The organism is Brassicibacter thermophilus (assembly GCF_055378355.1).
In genome coordinates this window covers 1,997,463-2,016,068 of record NZ_AP042446.1, presented here as the reverse complement: position 1 = coordinate 2,016,068, position 18,606 = coordinate 1,997,463, and the positions used below count along the sequence as shown (strand labels likewise).

18 protein-coding genes and 1 other annotated feature are annotated in these 18,606 nt (G+C 28.5%); of the genes, 17 read left to right on the top strand and 1 reads right to left on the bottom strand.

Annotated elements, in window-relative coordinates; genetic code table 11:
* Positions 1-33 precede the first annotated feature (33 nt).
* The 14 genes from ACZ41D_RS09645 to rpoD all read left to right on the top strand — a co-directional run bounded on the left by ACZ41D_RS09645 (position 34) and on the right by rpoD (position 15,589).
* Positions 34-2,196, top strand: a complete 2,163-nt coding sequence (locus tag ACZ41D_RS09645; protein WP_464151226.1) for an HD family phosphohydrolase — start codon at positions 34-36, stop codon at positions 2,194-2,196.
* Positions 2,197-2,655, top strand: a complete 459-nt coding sequence (ybeY, locus tag ACZ41D_RS09640) for an rRNA maturation RNase YbeY (RefSeq protein WP_464151225.1) — start codon at positions 2,197-2,199, stop codon at positions 2,653-2,655.
* Between the two features lie 57 nt (positions 2,656-2,712).
* Positions 2,713-3,825 (top strand): DUF3048 domain-containing protein, encoded by a 1,113-nt coding sequence (locus ACZ41D_RS09635; RefSeq protein WP_464151224.1) that lies wholly within the window; start codon positions 2,713-2,715, stop codon positions 3,823-3,825.
* Between the two features lie 31 nt (positions 3,826-3,856).
* Complete coding sequence (gene cdd, locus ACZ41D_RS09630; protein WP_464153134.1) at positions 3,857-4,267, top strand: cytidine deaminase; 411 nt, start codon at positions 3,857-3,859, stop codon at positions 4,265-4,267.
* Positions 4,260-5,156 (top strand): GTPase Era, encoded by an 897-nt coding sequence (gene era / locus ACZ41D_RS09625; RefSeq protein ID WP_464153133.1) that lies wholly within the window; start codon positions 4,260-4,262, stop codon positions 5,154-5,156. Before cdd ends, era begins: the two co-directional genes overlap by 8 nt.
* A 26-nt stretch (positions 5,157-5,182) precedes the next feature.
* Positions 5,183-5,926, top strand: coding sequence for a DNA repair protein RecO (gene recO / locus ACZ41D_RS09620; protein ID WP_464151223.1), 744 nt, complete (start codon positions 5,183-5,185; stop codon positions 5,924-5,926).
* A gap of 15 nt (positions 5,927-5,941) precedes the next feature.
* Positions 5,942-6,385 carry a DUF4342 domain-containing protein gene (locus tag ACZ41D_RS09615; RefSeq protein WP_464151222.1) on the top strand — a complete coding sequence of 148 codons (444 nt, stop codon included), beginning with the start codon at positions 5,942-5,944 and terminating at the stop codon, positions 6,383-6,385.
* Between the two features lie 65 nt (positions 6,386-6,450).
* Positions 6,451-6,622 (top strand) — a binding site (T-box leader).
* 70 nt (positions 6,623-6,692) lie between these two features.
* A complete protein-coding gene (glyQ, locus tag ACZ41D_RS09610) occupies positions 6,693-7,580 on the top strand; it encodes a glycine--tRNA ligase subunit alpha (RefSeq protein WP_464151221.1) in 888 nt (295 codons plus the stop codon).
* Positions 7,570-9,651: a glycine--tRNA ligase subunit beta gene (gene glyS, locus ACZ41D_RS09605; protein ID WP_464151220.1), complete on the top strand. Its 2,082-nt coding sequence runs from the start codon at positions 7,570-7,572 to the stop codon at positions 9,649-9,651. The genes glyQ and glyS overlap by 11 nt, the downstream gene beginning before the upstream one ends.
* Positions 9,652-9,744: 93 nt before the next feature.
* Positions 9,745-10,389, top strand: coding sequence for a helix-turn-helix transcriptional regulator (locus tag ACZ41D_RS09600; RefSeq protein WP_464151219.1), 645 nt, complete (start codon positions 9,745-9,747; stop codon positions 10,387-10,389).
* Positions 10,390-10,401: 12 nt separating this feature from the next.
* Positions 10,402-11,235 carry a pyruvate, water dikinase regulatory protein gene (locus ACZ41D_RS09595; protein ID WP_464151218.1) on the top strand — a complete coding sequence of 278 codons (834 nt, stop codon included), beginning with the start codon at positions 10,402-10,404 and terminating at the stop codon, positions 11,233-11,235.
* Positions 11,236-11,426: 191 nt separating this feature from the next.
* Positions 11,427-12,443: a deoxyguanosinetriphosphate triphosphohydrolase gene (locus tag ACZ41D_RS09590; protein ID WP_464151217.1), complete on the top strand. Its 1,017-nt coding sequence runs from the start codon at positions 11,427-11,429 to the stop codon at positions 12,441-12,443.
* A gap of 184 nt (positions 12,444-12,627) precedes the next feature.
* Positions 12,628-14,463, top strand: a complete 1,836-nt coding sequence (dnaG, locus tag ACZ41D_RS09585) for a DNA primase (protein WP_464151216.1) — start codon at positions 12,628-12,630, stop codon at positions 14,461-14,463.
* 22 nt (positions 14,464-14,485) lie between these two features.
* Entirely contained in the window at positions 14,486-15,589 is a 1,104-nt protein-coding gene (rpoD, locus tag ACZ41D_RS09580) for an RNA polymerase sigma factor RpoD (protein WP_464151215.1), read from the top strand.
* Between the two features lie 46 nt (positions 15,590-15,635).
* On the opposite strand, the gene ACZ41D_RS09575 is transcribed toward rpoD, so the two are convergent.
* The gene (locus ACZ41D_RS09575; protein ID WP_464151214.1) at positions 15,636-15,773 is read right to left on the bottom strand and encodes a hypothetical protein; all 138 of its coding nucleotides are present in this window, start codon (positions 15,771-15,773) and stop codon (positions 15,636-15,638) included.
* Positions 15,774-15,976: 203 nt separating this feature from the next.
* On the opposite strand from ACZ41D_RS09575, the gene ACZ41D_RS09570 reads away from it, so the two are divergent.
* The 3 genes from ACZ41D_RS09570 to ACZ41D_RS09560 are packed head-to-tail and all read left to right on the top strand — an operon-like array spanning position 15,977 to position 18,545.
* Positions 15,977-16,666 (top strand): tRNA (adenine(22)-N(1))-methyltransferase, encoded by a 690-nt coding sequence (locus ACZ41D_RS09570; protein WP_464151213.1) that lies wholly within the window; start codon positions 15,977-15,979, stop codon positions 16,664-16,666.
* Positions 16,663-17,766: a Nif3-like dinuclear metal center hexameric protein gene (locus ACZ41D_RS09565; RefSeq protein WP_464151212.1), complete on the top strand. Its 1,104-nt coding sequence runs from the start codon at positions 16,663-16,665 to the stop codon at positions 17,764-17,766. Before ACZ41D_RS09570 ends, ACZ41D_RS09565 begins: the two co-directional genes overlap by 4 nt.
* 41 nt (positions 17,767-17,807) lie before the next feature.
* The gene (locus ACZ41D_RS09560; protein WP_464151211.1) at positions 17,808-18,545 is read left to right on the top strand and encodes a zinc ribbon domain-containing protein; all 738 of its coding nucleotides are present in this window, start codon (positions 17,808-17,810) and stop codon (positions 18,543-18,545) included.
* Positions 18,546-18,606 lie beyond the last annotated feature (61 nt).

Genomic DNA, 18,606 nt, shown 5'->3' with positions numbered 1-18,606 from the left:
AAATTTTAAAATCAAAATAAGCGGAGGCTATATATGTATAAATTAAAGAGCATTAATAAATTAAAAAGTATTAAATTTTGGAATTTTTTTACTGTACCAATTGTAAAACAAATATTTATAGGAGCTATTTTTGTTGTTGCTCTTTATTTTATACTTATCGATAATATTGCTCCTGAAAAAATAAGTGTAAAAGTAGGAGATATTGCTCCAATTGACATTAGGGCAACTAAGGATATAATTGACGAAGAAGCTACTGAAAAGTTAAAACAAGAAGCAATGTCAAGAGTCGAACCTAGACATAAAATAGATCATACTATACAAATCAAATCTAAAAATGAAGTTAAAAGTTTTTTTGATTTAGTATTTAGTTTAAAAAGCATTAATAATAATGACAATGAGAGTGTTAGTGATAAAGGCACCGGAAATATTAGTAATGAGAACAATATAGAAAAAGAATTTGATAAAGAAAATGCTTTAATAATTTTGAAAGAAAAATCTAATATAATATTGTCAGATGAAAATTATCATACTGCCATAAATCTGAATAATGAGAGATTACTTGAGTTACAAGATACACTATTTGATATTGTTAATCAAATAATGGGGACAGGCATACAAGAAGAAGAGTTAGAATATGAAAAGGAAAATGTAAAAAAAATTTTTGAAACAATGGATAATTTTTCAGAAGAAGAAAAAAAGTTAGGTATAAATATTGCTGACCAAGTTATAAAACCTAATAGATTTTTGGATGTTGAAACTACTGAAGAGAAGAAGAGAGAGGCAGCTGAAAATATAGAACCAGTTATAATAAAAGAAAATCAACTTATCGTTATGAAAGGAGATACTATAGACAGTAAAACTTTAGAATTAATTCGTAGTACTGGACTTTTAAAAGAAAAGGAAGGTATAGACTATAAAATTATTATTGGAACATTACTTATTGTTTTATTAATAACTTTTATTATTGGTTTGTATTTATATTTGTTTCATAAGGAAGTATTAAAAAGCGTTAAATTGGTTATTTTAGCCATCATCATTTTATCTGTAATTTTAATTTGTCAGGGCGTTTATGGTATATCAAAATATCTACTTCCTATATCTGCAGCCTCTATGTTGATTGCAATAATTATTGATACAAAGTTAGCTGTTTTAGTAAATTTTATATTAGTAATAATTGTTAATTTAATAATGAGAGAAATTGATACTCCATTAACAGTAATGCTTTTAATTGGTGGTTCAGTTGGTGCTTTTAGTGTAATTCATGCACTCCAAAGATTTAATATTTTTCTCACTGGACTTATTGTAGGGCTTATAAATATGTTAACACTGACTGCTTTTGGATTAATTAATAATTTAGAATTTAAAGAAATATTATTTCAAAGTATATATGGTATACTTAATGGAGCTTTTAGTGCAATATTGACAATTGGCACTTTGCCTTTATGGGAGAGTGTTTTTGGAATTCTTACTCCTGTAAAATTATTAGAACTTTCTAATCCTAATCAACCATTATTAAAAAAATTATTAATGGAAGCCCCTGGAACTTACCATCACAGTATTTTAGTAGGCAATTTAAGTGAAGCAGCAGCAGAGGCTATTGGATGTAACTCTTTAATTGCAAGAGTTGGTGCATATTATCATGATGTAGGCAAGCTAAAAAGACCATATTTTTTCAAGGAAAATCAGTTTAATATAGAAAATCCTCACGATAAATTAAATCCAAGTTTAAGTACTTTAATAATTACTAAACATACTAAAGAAGGAGAAGAGATAGCTAGCAAATATAAATTGCCACAAAAAATTAAAGATATTATTTTACAACATCATGGACAAACTGTAGTTGCTTATTTTTACCACAAAGCAAAACAAAATAAAAATGGTGAGGATATAAATATTAATGATTTTAGATATGAAGGCCCTAAGCCACAATCTAAGGAGGCTGCTATAATAATGATTGCAGATTCAGTTGAAGCAGCTACTAGGGCAATGAAAGAGCCTACAAAGGACAAGATTGAAGCTACAGTAAAACAAATTATAAAAGATAAACTAAATGATGGACAATTGGAAGAATGCGATTTGACTTTGAGGGACTTAAATACTATTGCAAATTCTTTTTTAAATATTCTGTTAGGGATATTTCATGAAAGAATTGAGTATCCAGAACTTAATATTAATGAGATAAAGGGTGAATGTTAAATGGAATTAATAATAGACAATAGACAAGAAAAAATTGTGATTGAAGATAATATAAAAGAAATCATAAAAAATGTTATCATAGAATCTTTGAATTGTGAAAATAAAGGGCAAGATTATGAAATAAGCGTATCTTTTGTTGACAATGAGGAGATTAGAAAACTAAATAATAAGTTTAGGGGAATAGATAGAGAAACGGATGTTCTTTCGTTTCCAATGGAGGATGAACAGGAAATTGGGGAAGGTTACATTCCTTTATTGGGTGATATAGTTATTTCTGCTGAGAAAGCTTTTGAACAAGCAAAAGAATTTGACCATTCTTTTGAACGAGAAGTGGCATATTTGACAGCCCATAGTATGTTTCATTTGATGGGATATGATCACATGAATGATGAAGAAAAGCGAATTATGAGAAATAAGGAAAAAGAGGTAATGAAAAAACTAGGCATATTCAAAACATAAAAATGTAATCAGTCATTATAAATAACTACATTATAAATAACTAATAAACCAGGAGTGATGAAATTGAGAAGAGTATTAATACTGCCTTTAATAGTTATAATATGTATAACATTATTATTTAGTGGATGTAATAAAGCACAAAAATCCTCTATTGATGATCAAATTGCAGTTAATGATGAAAAAGATTCAGATAATATTAATTCAGATAATATTAATGATGAAATTATTGATAATGAAACAGAAAGTATTGAAGTTGTTGAGCAGAAAATAGAAGGTATACCTTCACCGTTAAGTGGTATAATTGCACCTGAAGAAAAAGTAAATAGAAGAGTTGTAGCAATTATGTTTGATAATCATCCAAAGGCTAGGTGGCAAGCAGGTTTAAGTCAAGCTGAAGTTGTCTATGAATTTTTAGTTGAAGCTCCATATACAAGGTATTTAGGGTTATTTCTAATAAATGATCCAGAAATGGTAGGTCCAATAAGAAGTGCAAGACCTTATTTTGTAACAACAGCATTAGAAAATGACGCAGTATATGTTAGAGTGGGTGGTAGTGAACAAGCAAAAGAGGATGTAAAAAAACTTAAAATAGCTGATATTGACGGAATGAGTAGTTCATCGGATGTTTTTTGGAGATATTATAAAACGGGTAAAAAAGCACCTAATAATATGTATTCTAGCATGGAAGCTATAAGAAAGACTCAAGAAGAGAGAGGATATAGATTGACAACGGATTTAAAATATTTTAATTTTAATAGAGAAGATACTGACATTAATGGTGAAAATGCAGAAGAAATAACCATAAGATATAATCATGAGAATACAACAAAGTATGTATATGATAAAGATAAGAAGCTATATAAAAGATATAAAGATGGCAAAGAACATATAGACGAAAATGACAATAAAACTCTATATGCTAAAAATATAATAATACAGGAAGCCAAAACAAGGGTTATTGATTCAGAAGGAAGACTAGATATTGAGTTAATAGGTAAGGGCAAGGGCATGTATATTACAAATGGAAAAGCTCAAAATATTACTTGGATAAAAGAATCAAGAAGTGATAAAACTAAGTATTATGACGAACAAGGTGATGAAATAAATTTAAATCCAGGAATAACTTGGATTCAAGTAACTAGATTAAATCCTAATTTAGAGATTAAATAATATGAAGTTATTAAGAAGGGCAGGTATTAAAATGAACATAAAGGATTTAATAGAAAAAGCACTAGAGGCTAAAAACATGGCATATGTACCTTATTCGAATTTTCATGTAGGTGCTGCTTTGCTTACAAAAAGTGGTAAGGTTTTCACAGGGTGTAATATTGAATCTGCATCATTTAGTCCCACAATATGTGCTGAACGTACTGCTATATCTAAAGCTGTTTCAGAGGGAGAAAGAGAATTTATAGCATTGGCAGTAGTTGGCGATTCAGAATATACTTTTCCTTGTGGAGTTTGTAGGCAAGTTATTAGAGAATTTGGTACAGAGATTAAAATTATTGTAGCTAAGAATAAAGATGATTATAAGGTATATACTTTAGATGAACTTTTACCAAATAGTTTTGGTCCAAGTGATTTGAGAAAAAATGAGACTAGGAGTGAATAATGTGAAATATAAATCAGGATATGCGACAATTATTGGTAGACCGAACGTTGGAAAATCCACTTTGCTTAACAATATATTAGGTGAGAAAATATCAATTATTTCAGACAAACCACAGACAACGAGAAATAAAATTCAATGTGTATATACGGATAAAGATTTTCAAATTGTATTTTTAGACACCCCTGGTATTCATAAACCAAAAAATAAATTAGGTAAACATATGGTAAAGGAGTCATTTTCAACTTTAAGTGAGGTAGATGTATTAGTGATGATGGTCGATGAAAGTCTTGATATAGGACCTGGAGATAATTACTTAATAAATCAAATAAAAGATATAAAAATACCTAAAATATTATTGATCAATAAGATTGATAAATTAAAAGATGAAGAAATAAAGTTAATCAAAAGCAATTATGAAAAGTTAAATATATTCCAGTCAATAATTCCTATATCTGCAATTAATAACAAAGGTGTAAGGTTATTTATTAACACTATTGTAAAATATTTACCTTATGGTCCTCAGTATTTTCCAGAAGATATGATTACCGATCAATCAGAGCGATTTGTTATTAGTGAAATAATAAGAGAAAAAGCTCTTCATTATCTTGAACAAGAAATTCCACATGGAATAGCAGTTGTTATTGATAGAATGAATAAAAGAAAAGAAAAAGATATTATTGATATTGATGCTACTATTTATTGTGAAAAAGATTCTCATAAAGGAATTATCATTGGCAAAAATGGACGAAAACTTAAAGGAATAGGTAAAAGTGCGAGAATTGATATAGAAAAGTTTTTAGGAAATAAAGTAAATCTTCAGATATGGGTTAAGGTTGAAAAAAACTGGAGAGATAAAGAAAACAAACTCAAATATTTAGGGTATGATTAATATAATATATAGCATAGAGGTGTGAGATGTTCATAAATACTGAAGGTATTGTGCTGCGTCAAATTAATTTTAAAGAGTCAGATAAAATACTTACTGTTTTTTCAAGAAATAATGGTAAAGTACAAGTGATAGCTAAAGGTGCTAGAAGACCAAAAAGTAACTTATTTTCTAGTGCACAAATATTTACATATGGGGAGTTTGTGCTTTACAAAGGGAAAAATTTTTATCATTTGAACCAGGGTGAAGTTATTAATTCTTTTTATGGAATAAGGGAAGATTTAGCTAAATTAGCATATGCTACCTACTTAATTGAGTTGATAGATGCAGGGGTAATGGAAGAAGAACCTAATGAAAGACTATTTCAATTGCTAATAAAATCTTTATTAACACTTATTGGTATGAAAGAGAACTATTTAAAACTTATAGTTGCCTTTGAGCTTAAATTTATTACATTTATTGGCTATCGTCCTCAATTAAGTAGATGTGTGACATGTAATACAATTATAAGTGATAAAATAAGATTTAGTGTTAAATTTGGTGGGGTACAGTGCGAGGATTGTTTTAAAAAAGATATTCATTCTTTTGATATTAATAAAGAAATATTAAATGATATGAATAAATTACTATTTGTACGTTTAGAGAATTTAAGCAAATTAAAAATAGATATGGGCAATATGATTAAAATTCACAAATTGATGGTAAAATATATATTAGGGCATTTAGGGAAAAGCAGATTTAAAACGTTAGAATTTATAAAATTAATAAAGTAATTTGGAGGGAAAATTGTGGAAGATATTACTATTGAAAAAATTGATATGGTAGTTGAACGAACAGGAGCTAGTTACAGAGATGCAAAAGAGGCATTGGAGAAATCTAAAGGGAATGTTGTAGATGCTTTAGTGTATATTGAAAGTAAAAATAAATCATGGGGTGAAGATATTTCCCACAAAGGAGAAGTTGTTTTAGAAAAACTTAAAGAAGCTATAAGAAAAGGGAATGTAACTCGTGTGCTTGTAAAGAAAAATGGAGAGATAATAATGAATATTCCTATAACTGCAGGTGCGATTGGGTCTTTTTTAGCTCCACCAGTTGCTCTTATTGGTTTGACTGCTGCAGTTGCGTCTAGTTGTACTATAGAAATAGTTAAAGAAGGGGGTGAAATCGTAAATATCAATGAAATGGCAGAAAGAACAGTCCACAAAGTGAAAAACACAATAAAAAAAGATTAAGGAAAATAAGATATTGACAATAGAAATTTAATTTGTTAAATTTAAAATTATAGACAAATTGAAAAAGATATGCAGTGAAGGAGATAGTAATTAAATTTGATTATTAAAGAGAGTTAGGGATGGTGTGATCCTAGCATAATCATTTAATGAAAGGCACTTCTGAGCATATTTCTTCAAAGAGAATACCTTATGGTATTAATTAGGGTGGAACCGCGGAAGTAACCTTTCGTCCCTAGGGGATAGAAAGGTTTTATTTTGTTATAATAAATTATTTATCTATTTATAAAATAATTGAGGAGGAAAAGATATGTATTTTCAAGATCTAATATTAAATTTGCTAAATTATTGGGGAAATAAAGGATGTATTATAATGCAGCCGTATGATGTTGAAAAAGGTGCAGGTACAATGAACCCTCAAACATTTTTACGAGCTTTAGGTCCTGAACCATGGAAAGTAGTATATGTTGAGCCATCAAGAAGACCTGCAGATGCTAGATATGGAGAAAATCCAAATAGAGTGTATCAACATCATCAACTTCAGGTAATATTAAAACCTTCTCCAGAAGATGTACAGGATTTATATTTAGATAGCCTAAAAGCTATAGGGATCAATCCTTTAATGCATGATATAAGATTTGTTGAAGATAATTGGGAAGCTCCAACTCTTGGTGCATGGGGGTTAGGATGGGAAGTATGGTTAGATGGTATGGAGATAACCCAATTTACATATTTTCAACAAGTAGGTGGGATAAACTGTGAATTGGAATCAGCTGAATTAACTTATGGCTTAGAAAGAATAGCAATGTATCTACAAGATGTAAATAATATATTTGATATTGAATGGGTTTCAGGTATAAAGTACGGTGATGTTTTCAAACAAGCTGAATATGAACATTCAGTTTACAGTTTTGATAAGGCTAATATAAATGTTTTGTTTAATTTGTTTAATATATATGAGTCTCAAGCTAAAGAGGTAATAGAAGAAGGGCTAGTTATACCTGCTTATGATTATGTATTAAAATGTTCTCATACTTTCAACATTTTAGATGCAAGAGGGGCTATCAGTGTAACTGAGAGAACGCATTATATAGCTAGGGTTAGAAACTTAGCAAGACTTGTTGCTTCAAAGTATGTGGAGCAAAGAAATGATTTAGGTTTTCCACTCATTAAGGGAGGTGCTTCAGTTGAAAAATAAGTATTTATTGGAATTGGGCACAGAAGAGATACCTGCAAGGTTTGTAGAGAATTCATTAAAGCAGTTAAAGGAAAAATGGAGCAAATTGTTAGAAGAAGAAAGAATAAATTATGAAGAGATAAAAACATATGCTACACCAAGAAGGTTAGTGGTATTGATAGAAGGATTATCAGACAAGCAAAAAGATCTAGAAGAATTAGTTAAAGGGCCATCTGAGAAAATTGCATATGATAATGATGGGCATCCTACTAAGGCCTTAATTGGATTTGCAAAATCACAAGGCATAAGTTTAGATAGTATAGTTGTTAGACAATATAAAGGAGAAAAGTATATATATGCTAATAAAGTAGCAGAAGGGCGAAAAGTGCAAGAAGTTATAAAAGATAAAGCGCGTAGTATAATAACTAGCATAAGTTTTCCTAAATCAATGAGATGGGGAGGAAATAACTTTAGATTTTCTAGACCTATAAGATGGATTGTATCTTTGTTTAATGATGAGATTGTAGAATTTGAAATAGGAAATATAAAAGTATCAAATAAAACAAAAGGTCACAGGTTTTTAGGTAGTAGTGAGATTGTGGTAAATAACGTTGATGAATATTTCCAAAAACTTAAAGATAATTATGTTATAGTAGATCAAAATGAAAGAAAAGAAATAATCAAAAGAAATTGTGAAAAATTAGCTAGAGAAAAAGGCGGAAATCTTTTAAAAGATGATGAGCTATTAAATGAGCTTACATATATTGTTGAATATCCTACCCCAATGATTGGAAGAATTAACGAAGAATTTTTAAGTTTACCTAAGGAAGTAATAATAACTCCTATGAAAGAACATCAAAGGTATTTTCCTGTATTAGATGATAAAGGGAGATTATTGCCATATTTTATTGCAGTGCGAAATGGGAATGAAGAGTATTTAGATATTGTAACAAAAGGAAATGAGAAAGTATTAGAAGCAAGACTTGAGGATGCAAAATTTTTCTATAATGAAGATATAAAACAGCCATTAGAGCAGTATGTAGAGCGTTTAAAGTCAATAGTATTTCAAGAGAAATTAGGAACAATGTATGAAAAAACTATAAGAATTAATGAATTATCAAGAAGAATAGGTGAATATCTAGAAGTAGGAGAAGAAACGCTAAACAATATGAAAAGAGCTTCGCTACTTTCAAAGGCAGATTTGGTAACAAATATGGTAAATGAATTTACTGAGCTTCAAGGAATAATGGGAAGAGAATATGCAATTAAATCTGGGGAAAATGAAATAACAAGTCTTGCTATATTTGAACACTATTTACCTAGATTTGCTGGTGATGAATTACCTACTACAACTGCTGGTGCTATATTGAGTATAGCTGATAAATTAGATACTATAGCAGGATGTTTTGCTATAGGAATTAAGCCTACTGGTTCACAAGATCCATATGGCTTAAGACGACAAGCATTGGGAATAATCAATATAATACTAGATAAAAATTTAAAATTGTCTTTAAATGAACTATTAGACTTTGCATTGTATATATATGTAGAAGAGAAAGGTTTAGCTTTTGATTATAATAGAGTAAAAAATGATATAAAAGAGTTTTTTGATGGAAGAATAAAAAGTATGTTTATTGAAATTGGTATAAGATATGATATAGTAGATGCTGTATTAACTTCAGATGTTGATGATATAGTAGATCTAAAGTTAAGAGCAGAAAAGCTCAATGAATGGATAAATAAGGAAGGATTTAATGAAATATTGACTGCTTTTAATAGGGTTATTACACTAGCATCAAAATGTGAAGAATATAATGTAAATAAAGAGATTTTTAAAGAAGAACAGGAAAGAAAATTGTATGAGGTATATAATGATATAGAAGAAAAAGTAATTGCAAGTATAAATAGGAAGGAATATGATAAAGCTTTAGACGAGATGTTAATATTAAAGAAACCTATAGATAGTTTTTTTGATAATGTTATGGTTATGGTTGAAAATGAAGAACTAAAGAATAATAGGCTTGCTTTATTGAAAAAAATATCAGATTTGATGCTTAGAATTTGTGATTTGTCGAAAATAGTTAATAGCTAGCCCACATATAATGTGGGCTTTAATATACTTTAAATTGGTATATTTTTTAGATTTCAATGTAATTTATAAAATTTTTTGCCCATTAGAAAAGGGGTGGTTATTATTAAGCTAAATAGTAGACAAGAAAAAATTATTAATATTGTTAAAGAAAATGAACCAATTACAAGTGAAGAAATAGCAAAAAAATTGAAACTAACTAGGTCAACATTAAGGCCAGATTTAGCTATTCTTACTATGTCGGGGGTGCTTGACGCTAGACCTAAAGTAGGATATTTTTATTCTGGTAAATCTACTATAGACCTTTTTTCAGAAGAAGTAAAGAAGATAAAGGTTTCGGAGATAAAATCTTTACCTGTCGTTGTGAGTGAAGAAACTACTGTATACGATGCAATAGTAACTATGTTTTTAGAAGATGTTGGAACATTATATGTTACAACTGATGGTTTATTATCAGGGGTAGTTTCTAGAAAGGATTTTCTAAAAAGTGCTATTGGGGGAGTTGATATAAATAAAATTCCTGTTGGAGTTATAATGACAAGAATGCCTAATATAATAACAACTACTTGTGATGATAGTATTTTAGATGTCGCTATGAAGATTATAGAACACGAGATTGATAGCCTACCAGTAGTAGAGGAAGTTGAAACTGAAGATAGAAAGAAAGGATATAAAGTTATAGGAAGAATTTCTAAGACAAATATAACCAAGTTATTTGTTGATTTATGTAATAATGGTTAGGAGGGAATCAATATGGGTAAAGATACTAATCGGCATACTGTTATATATGTGATATCTGATTCTATTGGTGAAACAGGAGAACAAGTATGTAAAGCAGCTATTAGCCAGTTTAACTCAGGAAGTTATGAAATACGAAGATTTCCATATATAACAGATGAAGATCAGATAGTAGAAATATTTGAAGAAGCTAAACAAGAAAATTGTTTAATATTATTCACAGTAGTCATTGAAAAATTAAAAAATTTTATTTTATTGCAGGCTAAGAAATATAATATTATCGCTGTTGACATAATGTCACCTATATTAGATGCTATGAGAAGTTTAGTAGGAATAGAGCCTAAAAGGGAATCAGGAATTATTAGAAGATTAGACGATAAATATTTTAAAAAGGTAGAAGCAGTAGAATTTGCAGTAAAATATGACGATGGCAAAGATACTAGAGGGATAAAAAAGGCGGATATTGTGCTTATAGGGATATCGAGAACATCAAAAACTCCATTAAGTATGTATCTCGCTCATAAATATTTTAAAGTGGCAAATGTACCATTAGTACCTGAAGTTCCACCACCAGAAGAGCTGTTTGAAAAAAATTCTAGGCAAATAATAGGATTAATTGCAGATCCTATTAAGCTAAATAAAATAAGACAAGAAAGATTAAAAGCTTTGGGTCTTAGTAACAATGCCAATTATGCAAGCATAGAAAGAATTGAATATGAGCTTGAGTACTCAAAAAAAATTATGGAAAAGATTAAATGTCCAATAATAGATGTATCTAATAAAGCTGTTGAAGAAACAGCAGGAATAATACTCGATATGATTAAAAAAAATAAGATAGAAATTGATTGAGATTTGTATTAAACGTAGGTGCTGTATTTTACAGCACTTTTTGTGTATATGAATAAAAACTATCTATAAATTATTAGAAATTGAAGGAATTATGATATGTTTGTTGTATTTATATAATATGAATCGTTATATTGACTAAAGTCATATAGAAAAATAAGTGTATGATAGGATTGGAAAGAGGGAATAATTTTATGGTGACTAGAGAAATCACTGAGGAAATAGAAGCTAAGACATTATCTAAATATGCTTCTTTGAGTAAAAATTCTAAGGGAAGGTTGAAAAAGGAAGAAAAATGTGAAATTAGAACTGATTATCAAAGAGATAGAGACAGGATTATTCATTCGAAGGCTTTTAGGAGATTAAAGCATAAAACCCAGGTTTTTATTGCCCCTGAAGGAGATCATTATAGAACAAGACTTACTCATACACTTGAGGTTGCACAAATTTCAAGGACACTAGCGAGAGCATTAAGGTTAAATGAAGATTTAACAGAAGCCATTGCGTTAGGACATGATTTAGGGCACACACCTTTTGGACATACAGGTGAATATATATTAAACAAAATACACAAATATGGCTTTATGCATAATAAACAAAGCTTAAGGGTAGTTGATTTTTTGGAGCATAATGGTTTGAAAAAAGGACTTAATTTAACTTATGAAGTGAGAGATGGAATATTAAACCACAGAGGACCAAAACAACCAGAAACTCTTGAAGGACAAATAGTGAAACTTTCTGATAGGATAGCATATATCAATCATGATATAGATGATTCTATCAGAGGTGGTATTATTATGGAAGATGAATTACCTAAAGATTGTATAAAAGTGTTGGGATCTAATCATAGCCAAAGAATAAATACCATGATAATGGATGTTATAAATAATAGCTATGGTAATGATAATATAAAAATGAGTGAAAAGATAAAATATTATACCGACAAGTTAAGAGAATTTATGTTTAAAAGGGTATATTTAAATAGTAATGCAAAAAGTGAAGAGAACAAAGCAATTAATATTATTACCCAGCTTTATAATTATTTTTTAAATAATTTTAATGAATTACCTAAAGAGCATATAGATATTTACAAAGATTTGGATATTAGTAAAGAGACAATTGTTTGTGACTATATAGCTGGTATGACAGATAGATATGCTATAAATATGTATTGTAAGATATTTATACCAACCCCATGGGGAAAATATTAAGAAAAAAGAAGGATTATAAGTTTTTTTGTAGAATATACTAGAATGTTTTTGAATTAATTAGAGGGGTATATATTTATTGAGTATTAAAATAATTTTTTATCATAATAGAAATAGGAGAAAATTGACAACAAAATATTAAATTGATAGCAGAATGTTTTGTGAATAATATATTAAGGTGATAATTATGCAGTATTATGTTTATTCAGAGGATGATATTGAAAAAGTTTTATTAAATAATGATATTGTAGATGTTATTTCACAATATGTTGATTTAAAAAGGACAGGTTCTAGTTATAAAGGTCTTTGCCCTTTTCATAATGAAAAAACCCCATCATTCACGGTATCTCCTTCAAAACAACTTTATCACTGCTTTGGATGTGGTGAGGGTGGAGATGTAATAAATTTCATAATGAAAAAAAATGATTTAAGTTTTTTAGAAGCTGTAGAATTTTTAGCTGATAGAGCAGGTATAGTATTAGATAAGAAAATTAAAAAGAGCGATAATAAAGCACGGCAACAGAAAGAAATACTTTATAGAATTAATAGAGAGGCTGCCATATTTTTTTACAAAAACTTAATAGATGATAAAATAGCACAAAGTTATTTAAAAATAAGACAAATTGATATGACAATAGTAAAAAAATTTGGGTTAGGATATTCTCTTGATAGATGGGATGGTTTATATACTTATCTTAAAAAAAAAGGATTCGATGATGAACAGATATTTAAATCAGGATTAGTTAAAAAAAGTGAAAATAATAACAAATTTTACGACACATTTAGGAACAGAATAATGTTTCCAATTATAGATTTAAAAGGTAATGTCGTTGGCTTTGGAGGTAGAATTATTGGTAATGCTCAACCTAAATATTTAAATTCCCCAGAAACCCCTGTTTTTTCAAAAGGTTATAATTTATACGGGCTTAACATAGCTAAAAACTTTGGACGAAAATCTGGGATCATTTTAGTGGAAGGATATATGGATGTTATATCTCTTTATAAAAATGGAATAAAAAATTCAGTAGCTTCACTTGGAACTGCATTAACTCATAATCAAGCAAAATTGTTAAAAAGATATAGTGACAATATTTACATTTGCTATGATGCAGATGATGCAGGGTTTAAGGCTGCTAATAAAGCTTTAGATAAGCTAAAGGAGCAAGGGATAAACAGTAAAGTACTCTTGATTAAAAATGGTATGGATCCAGATGATTATATAAAGCAGTATGGCAAGTCTGAATTCGAAAAATTAAAGGAAAGTTCTTTAAGTTATATTGATTTCAAGATACATTTTTACAAAACTAAATACAACTTAGATGATTTAGAAGAAAAAATAAAATTCACTAAAGAAATATCAAATGTGTTGAGTAGTTTAAAGAGTACTATAGAAATTGATGCTTATATAGATAAACTTTCTCATGAAACAAATATATCTACGTATGCTATCAAATCGGAGATTTATGGCAAGAATAACAATACAAGTATACAAAATTTGAAGGACAAGTATATAAATAAGTTTTACAGGAATAATAAAGATAAAATAACTCCTGTTAATTACAAGGTAGAACTGGGTCATTTTAGTGCCGAAAAAGGATTGTTAAGTTTGATAATAAATAATAAGAATATGTTTGATAAAATTAAGTCTAAATTTAATCCTGAAGATTTTACTGATATTAAATTTAGACAAATCGCACATGTAATATATGAGTTATATGAAAATCAAACTGAAATATCTTTTAATGATATAAAGAAATTTTTTGATATAGAAACCATAAATATAGTTAAAGAAATATTTGATGATAATAATAATTTGGAGGAAGATGAAATTAACAAGGCTATGGAAGATTATATAAATAAGATTAATTACTATAAGCTTAAAAATAGAAAGAAATTGATTAAGGATGAACTTAGAAAGATTCAAGTTGGAAGTGATAATATCAGTAAAGGAGATGTAGAAAAATCCAAATATCTGTTAAACGAGCTTACAAAAATAGAGCAAAAGTTAAAAATGCATCAATAATTGCTGAAAGGAGGGAATCAATATGAGTAAGTTAGACAAGGATATGGAGCAAAATATTAAATCAGTAAAAGCATTGATTGAAAAAGGAAAAAAACAAGGGATGTTAACATATAAAGAAATTATGGATGCTTTAGAAGAAATGGATTTAAGCCCTGATCAAATAGATGATGTTTATCAGAGCTTAGAGAATATAGGAATAGATATAGTAGGGGATAAGGATGAAGAAATTTTATTAGCAGATGATGATGAGGAAGAGATAGATGTTAAGGAAGAAGATTTATCTGTTCCTAAAGGTATTAGTGTAGACGATCCAGTTAGAATGTATCTTAAAGAAATTGGGAAAGTACCTCTTCTTAGTGCAGAAGAAGAAATTGAATTGGCAAAAAAAATGGAGCAAGGAAATGAGGAAGCTAAAAGAAGACTAGCTGAAGCCAATTTGCGTTTAGTAGTTAGTATAGCTAAAAGATATGTAGGAAGAGGGATGCTCTTTTTAGATTTAATTCAAGAGGGCAATTTAGGTTTAATTAAAGCAGTTGAGAAATTTGACTACAGAAAAGGTTATAAGTTTAGCACGTATGCTACATGGTGGATTAGGCAGGCTATTACAAGAGCTATTGCTGATCAGGCAAGAACAATAAGGATACCAGTACACATGGTAGAGACTATAAATAAACTTATAAGGGTTTCAAGACAGTTATTACAGGAATTAGGTAGAGAGCCTACACCAGAAGAGATTGCAAAGGAAATGAATATGGAAGAGGACAAAGTAAGAGAAATAATTAAGATAGCTCAAGAACCAGTGTCTTTAGAGACTCCTATAGGAGAAGAAGAAGATAGTCATTTAGGGGACTTTATTCCTGATGATGACGCTCAGGCACCAGCGGAAGCTGCTACTTTTACCTTATTGAAGGAACAGCTTATTGAAGTGTTAGATACACTTACTCCTAGAGAACAGAAGGTACTAAGGTTAAGATTTGGGTTGGATGATGGTAGAGCAAGAACATTAGAAGAAGTTGGTAAGGAGTTTGATGTTACCAGAGAGAGAATAAGACAAATTGAGGCAAAAGCATTAAGAAAATTAAGGCATCCAAGCCGAAGCAAAAAACTAAAAGATTTTTTGGAATAGATTATTATAAAACTAAAGATTCGCTTAAAGCGAATCTTTAGTTTGGTTAATTTTTATCTTTTTTCGTTATTTTTAAATAGTTAGTTAAATTTTTAGCTTCTTTTATCCATTTTATAGTGTTACCACCCCACGTAAATACTGGTATATTATCGTTAGGTTTTTTTATTTGAACTTTTTTCTTCATAATTTAACACCTCAAGAATATGATTTCCATTTTAGCATTAAATATTTTATCAAATTAAGGAATAATTTTTAAAAAGATTAATGCAATAGTGTTTAAATAGATTTTACGGAAATTTTTCAAATCAGTATTATTAAAATGTTGAAGTTATTTTCTATGTATTAAAGTTAAATAAATAGAGAATAAATTAATAAAGGAGAAGCATAATGAAATTATCACCAAGATTAAAATGTGTTGCTAGTTTTGTTAAAAAAGACGCTAGGGTAGTTGATGTTGGTACAGATCATGGTTATATACCTGTATACCTTGTAGAAAACAATATAAGTAAGAAAATTATTGCTACCGATATAAATAAGGGACCATTAAATAAAGCAAAACGACTAATTCAGCTAAGACAGTATGAAGATTATATAGAAACAAGATTAGGTAATGGATTAGAAGTTTTAAATCCTAAAGAGGTTGATACTGCAATAATAGCCGGAATGGGAGGGCTTTTGATAACAGAAATTATTGCTGGGGCTGAAAATGTTGTAAAAAATATTGACACATTTATATTACAACCTATGGTTGCTAGTGACTTAGTTAGAAAATTTTTATATAGTAACAATTTCAAGATTATAGATGAAAAATTAGCAAAAGAAGAAGAAAAAATATATGAGATAATAGTTGCTCAACATGGAAAAGATAAATTAGAAAAAGAAATACACTTGGAGATAGGAAAATGTTTGATAAATAATAGAGATAAATTATTAAATGATTTCATCAGAAAGAAGATTTGTGAAATTGATAAAATATTATATAAAATGGAAGGAAAAAATTCTAAAAAAGCTGAACTAAAAAGACAAGATTTACTAATAAGAAAATATAGGCTAAAGGAGGTTTTGAAGTCCTTATGAAAGTAAAGGATATAATAAATATTTTAAATAGCTTAGCACCACCATACCTTGTTGACAAATGGGATAATTCAGGTTTTCAGCTAGGAAATCTGAATGAAGATGTTAAAAGAATACTTATATCTATAGATATAAGTAATGAATTAGTAGATTTTGCTATAAAAAGAAATGTAAATATGATTATAACTCATCACCCTTTGATTTTTGATCCAATAAAGAGTATAACTTTAGACAACTATAAAGGCAGGATGATTTATAAATTAATAAAAAATGACATATCGGTTATAAGTGCTCATACCAATTTAGATGTTTGTGATGGAGGAGTAAATGATGTCTTAGCTGATATTCTTAGTATTAAAAATAGAAAAATTTTATCTAAATCATATATTGAAAAATTATATAAAATAGTTGTTTTTGTTCCTGAAGAATATAGTGATAAGGTGAGAAGAGCAATGACAGAGGCAGGTGCTGGATATATTGGAAATTATAGAGATTGTACATTTAATATTAATGGAACTGGTACGTTTACACCACTTGAGGGAACAAATCCTTTTATAGGAAAATTAAATGAAATGGAAACGGTTGAAGAAACAAGAATAGAAACTATAGTGAAGGAAAGAGACTTAAATATGGTTTTATCTAAAATGATTTCTGTTCATCCATATGAAGAAGTTGCATATGATGTATATATGCTAAAAAATGATTCAATAACATATGGCTATGGAAGAATAGGTGAACTAGATAGTGAAATGACCCTAAAAGAATTTAGTAATATGGTTAAAAACAGATTAAACTGTAAAGATATTAGAGTGTACGGTAATTTAGATAAGAAAGTTAGACGAGTTGCGGTATGTGGAGGAAGTGGAGCAGATTTTATAAGAGATGTATTTAGAAAAAATGGAGATGTTTATGTAACAGGAGATATAAAGCACCATCAAGCACAATATGCCCTAGAATTAGGCATAGCAGTAATAGACGCTGGTCATTATTATACCGAAAGAGTAATACTTGATAAACTTAAAAATTATTTAAAGAACAATATAAAGGAAGATATTGATATTTTAGTAAATGAAAATAATGAGATAGATTTTTCAATATATTAAGTATAGTTTTTATAGTTTATATTTATTTGGGGGTGCTAGGCGTGAATCAAATACAAATGTTGTGGAAACTCCAAAAGCATGATTTAAGTTTAAAAGAACTTAAGTCAAATTTAAATGAGATATATAAGAGAAAAGAAAGCCAAAATTTAAAGGTTGACTTAAATAAAAAAAAGTATGACTTATCACATAAAAAAAAATTGTTAGAAGTGAATAATTTAAAGATTCAGAGAAACAATAACAAAATAAGACAACTAAATTTTAGTGTCAAAGAAAAAGAAATAAAACTTTATGATGGAAATATTACTGATTTAAAACAGTTAACTCATTTAAATGAAGAAGTTGAAGAAATGAAGAAACAAATAGAAGATTATGAGACTGATTTATTAGAATTAATGGAAGAGGTAGAGAATTTAAATAAGGAAATTATTGAGTTAGAAATTGAATACAAAGATGAAGAAAAAAAATTAGAATTAATTAAAAAGGATGAAAATGATAAGATTAATTGCATTAAAAATATGATAGAGGACGAACAAAATAAAATAGATGATCTAGCTGAAAGTTTAGAAAAAAAGTTATTGGAAAAATATAATACATTAAAGCAAACTAAAGGAAAAGCAATTGTAGAAGCTATTGATGGTAAATGTACAGGTTGCCATATGATAATACCTGTTTCATTATTTAATAAACTGAAAAATGGGAAAGAGATCGTGCAATGTGATAATTGTAATAGAATCCTTTATTACTATGAAAATGATAATGATAGAGATAAAGATGATTAAAACACATTATGGTAAAAATTAGTGATTGACACTAGTATAAATAATATGATACATTATTAAT

What these genes read in the sequence shown, in the direction of transcription:
- ACZ41D_RS09645 (WP_464151226.1), top strand. Translation starts at nt 34, where the DNA reads ATGTATAAATTAAAGAGCATTAATAAATTAAAAAGTATTAAATTTTGG.
- ACZ41D_RS09635 (WP_464151224.1), top strand. Translation starts at nt 2,713, where the DNA reads ATGAAATTGAGAAGAGTATTAATACTGCCTTTAATAGTTATAATATGT.
- ACZ41D_RS09590 (WP_464151217.1), top strand. Translation starts at nt 11,427, where the DNA reads ATGGTGACTAGAGAAATCACTGAGGAAATAGAAGCTAAGACATTATCT.
- dnaG (WP_464151216.1), top strand. Translation starts at nt 12,628, where the DNA reads ATGCAGTATTATGTTTATTCAGAGGATGATATTGAAAAAGTTTTATTA.
- cdd (WP_464153134.1), top strand. Translation starts at nt 3,857, where the DNA reads ATGAACATAAAGGATTTAATAGAAAAAGCACTAGAGGCTAAAAACATG.
- ACZ41D_RS09570 (WP_464151213.1), top strand. Translation starts at nt 15,977, where the DNA reads ATGAAATTATCACCAAGATTAAAATGTGTTGCTAGTTTTGTTAAAAAA.
- rpoD (WP_464151215.1), top strand. Translation starts at nt 14,486, where the DNA reads ATGAGTAAGTTAGACAAGGATATGGAGCAAAATATTAAATCAGTAAAA.
- glyQ (WP_464151221.1), top strand. Translation starts at nt 6,693, where the DNA reads ATGTATTTTCAAGATCTAATATTAAATTTGCTAAATTATTGGGGAAAT.
- ACZ41D_RS09595 (WP_464151218.1), top strand. Translation starts at nt 10,402, where the DNA reads ATGGGTAAAGATACTAATCGGCATACTGTTATATATGTGATATCTGAT.
- ACZ41D_RS09575 (WP_464151214.1), bottom strand. Translation starts at nt 15,773, where the DNA reads ATGAAGAAAAAAGTTCAAATAAAAAAACCTAACGATAATATACCAGTA.
- ybeY (WP_464151225.1), top strand. Translation starts at nt 2,197, where the DNA reads ATGGAATTAATAATAGACAATAGACAAGAAAAAATTGTGATTGAAGAT.
- recO (WP_464151223.1), top strand. Translation starts at nt 5,183, where the DNA reads ATGTTCATAAATACTGAAGGTATTGTGCTGCGTCAAATTAATTTTAAA.
- ACZ41D_RS09565 (WP_464151212.1), top strand. Translation starts at nt 16,663, where the DNA reads ATGAAAGTAAAGGATATAATAAATATTTTAAATAGCTTAGCACCACCA.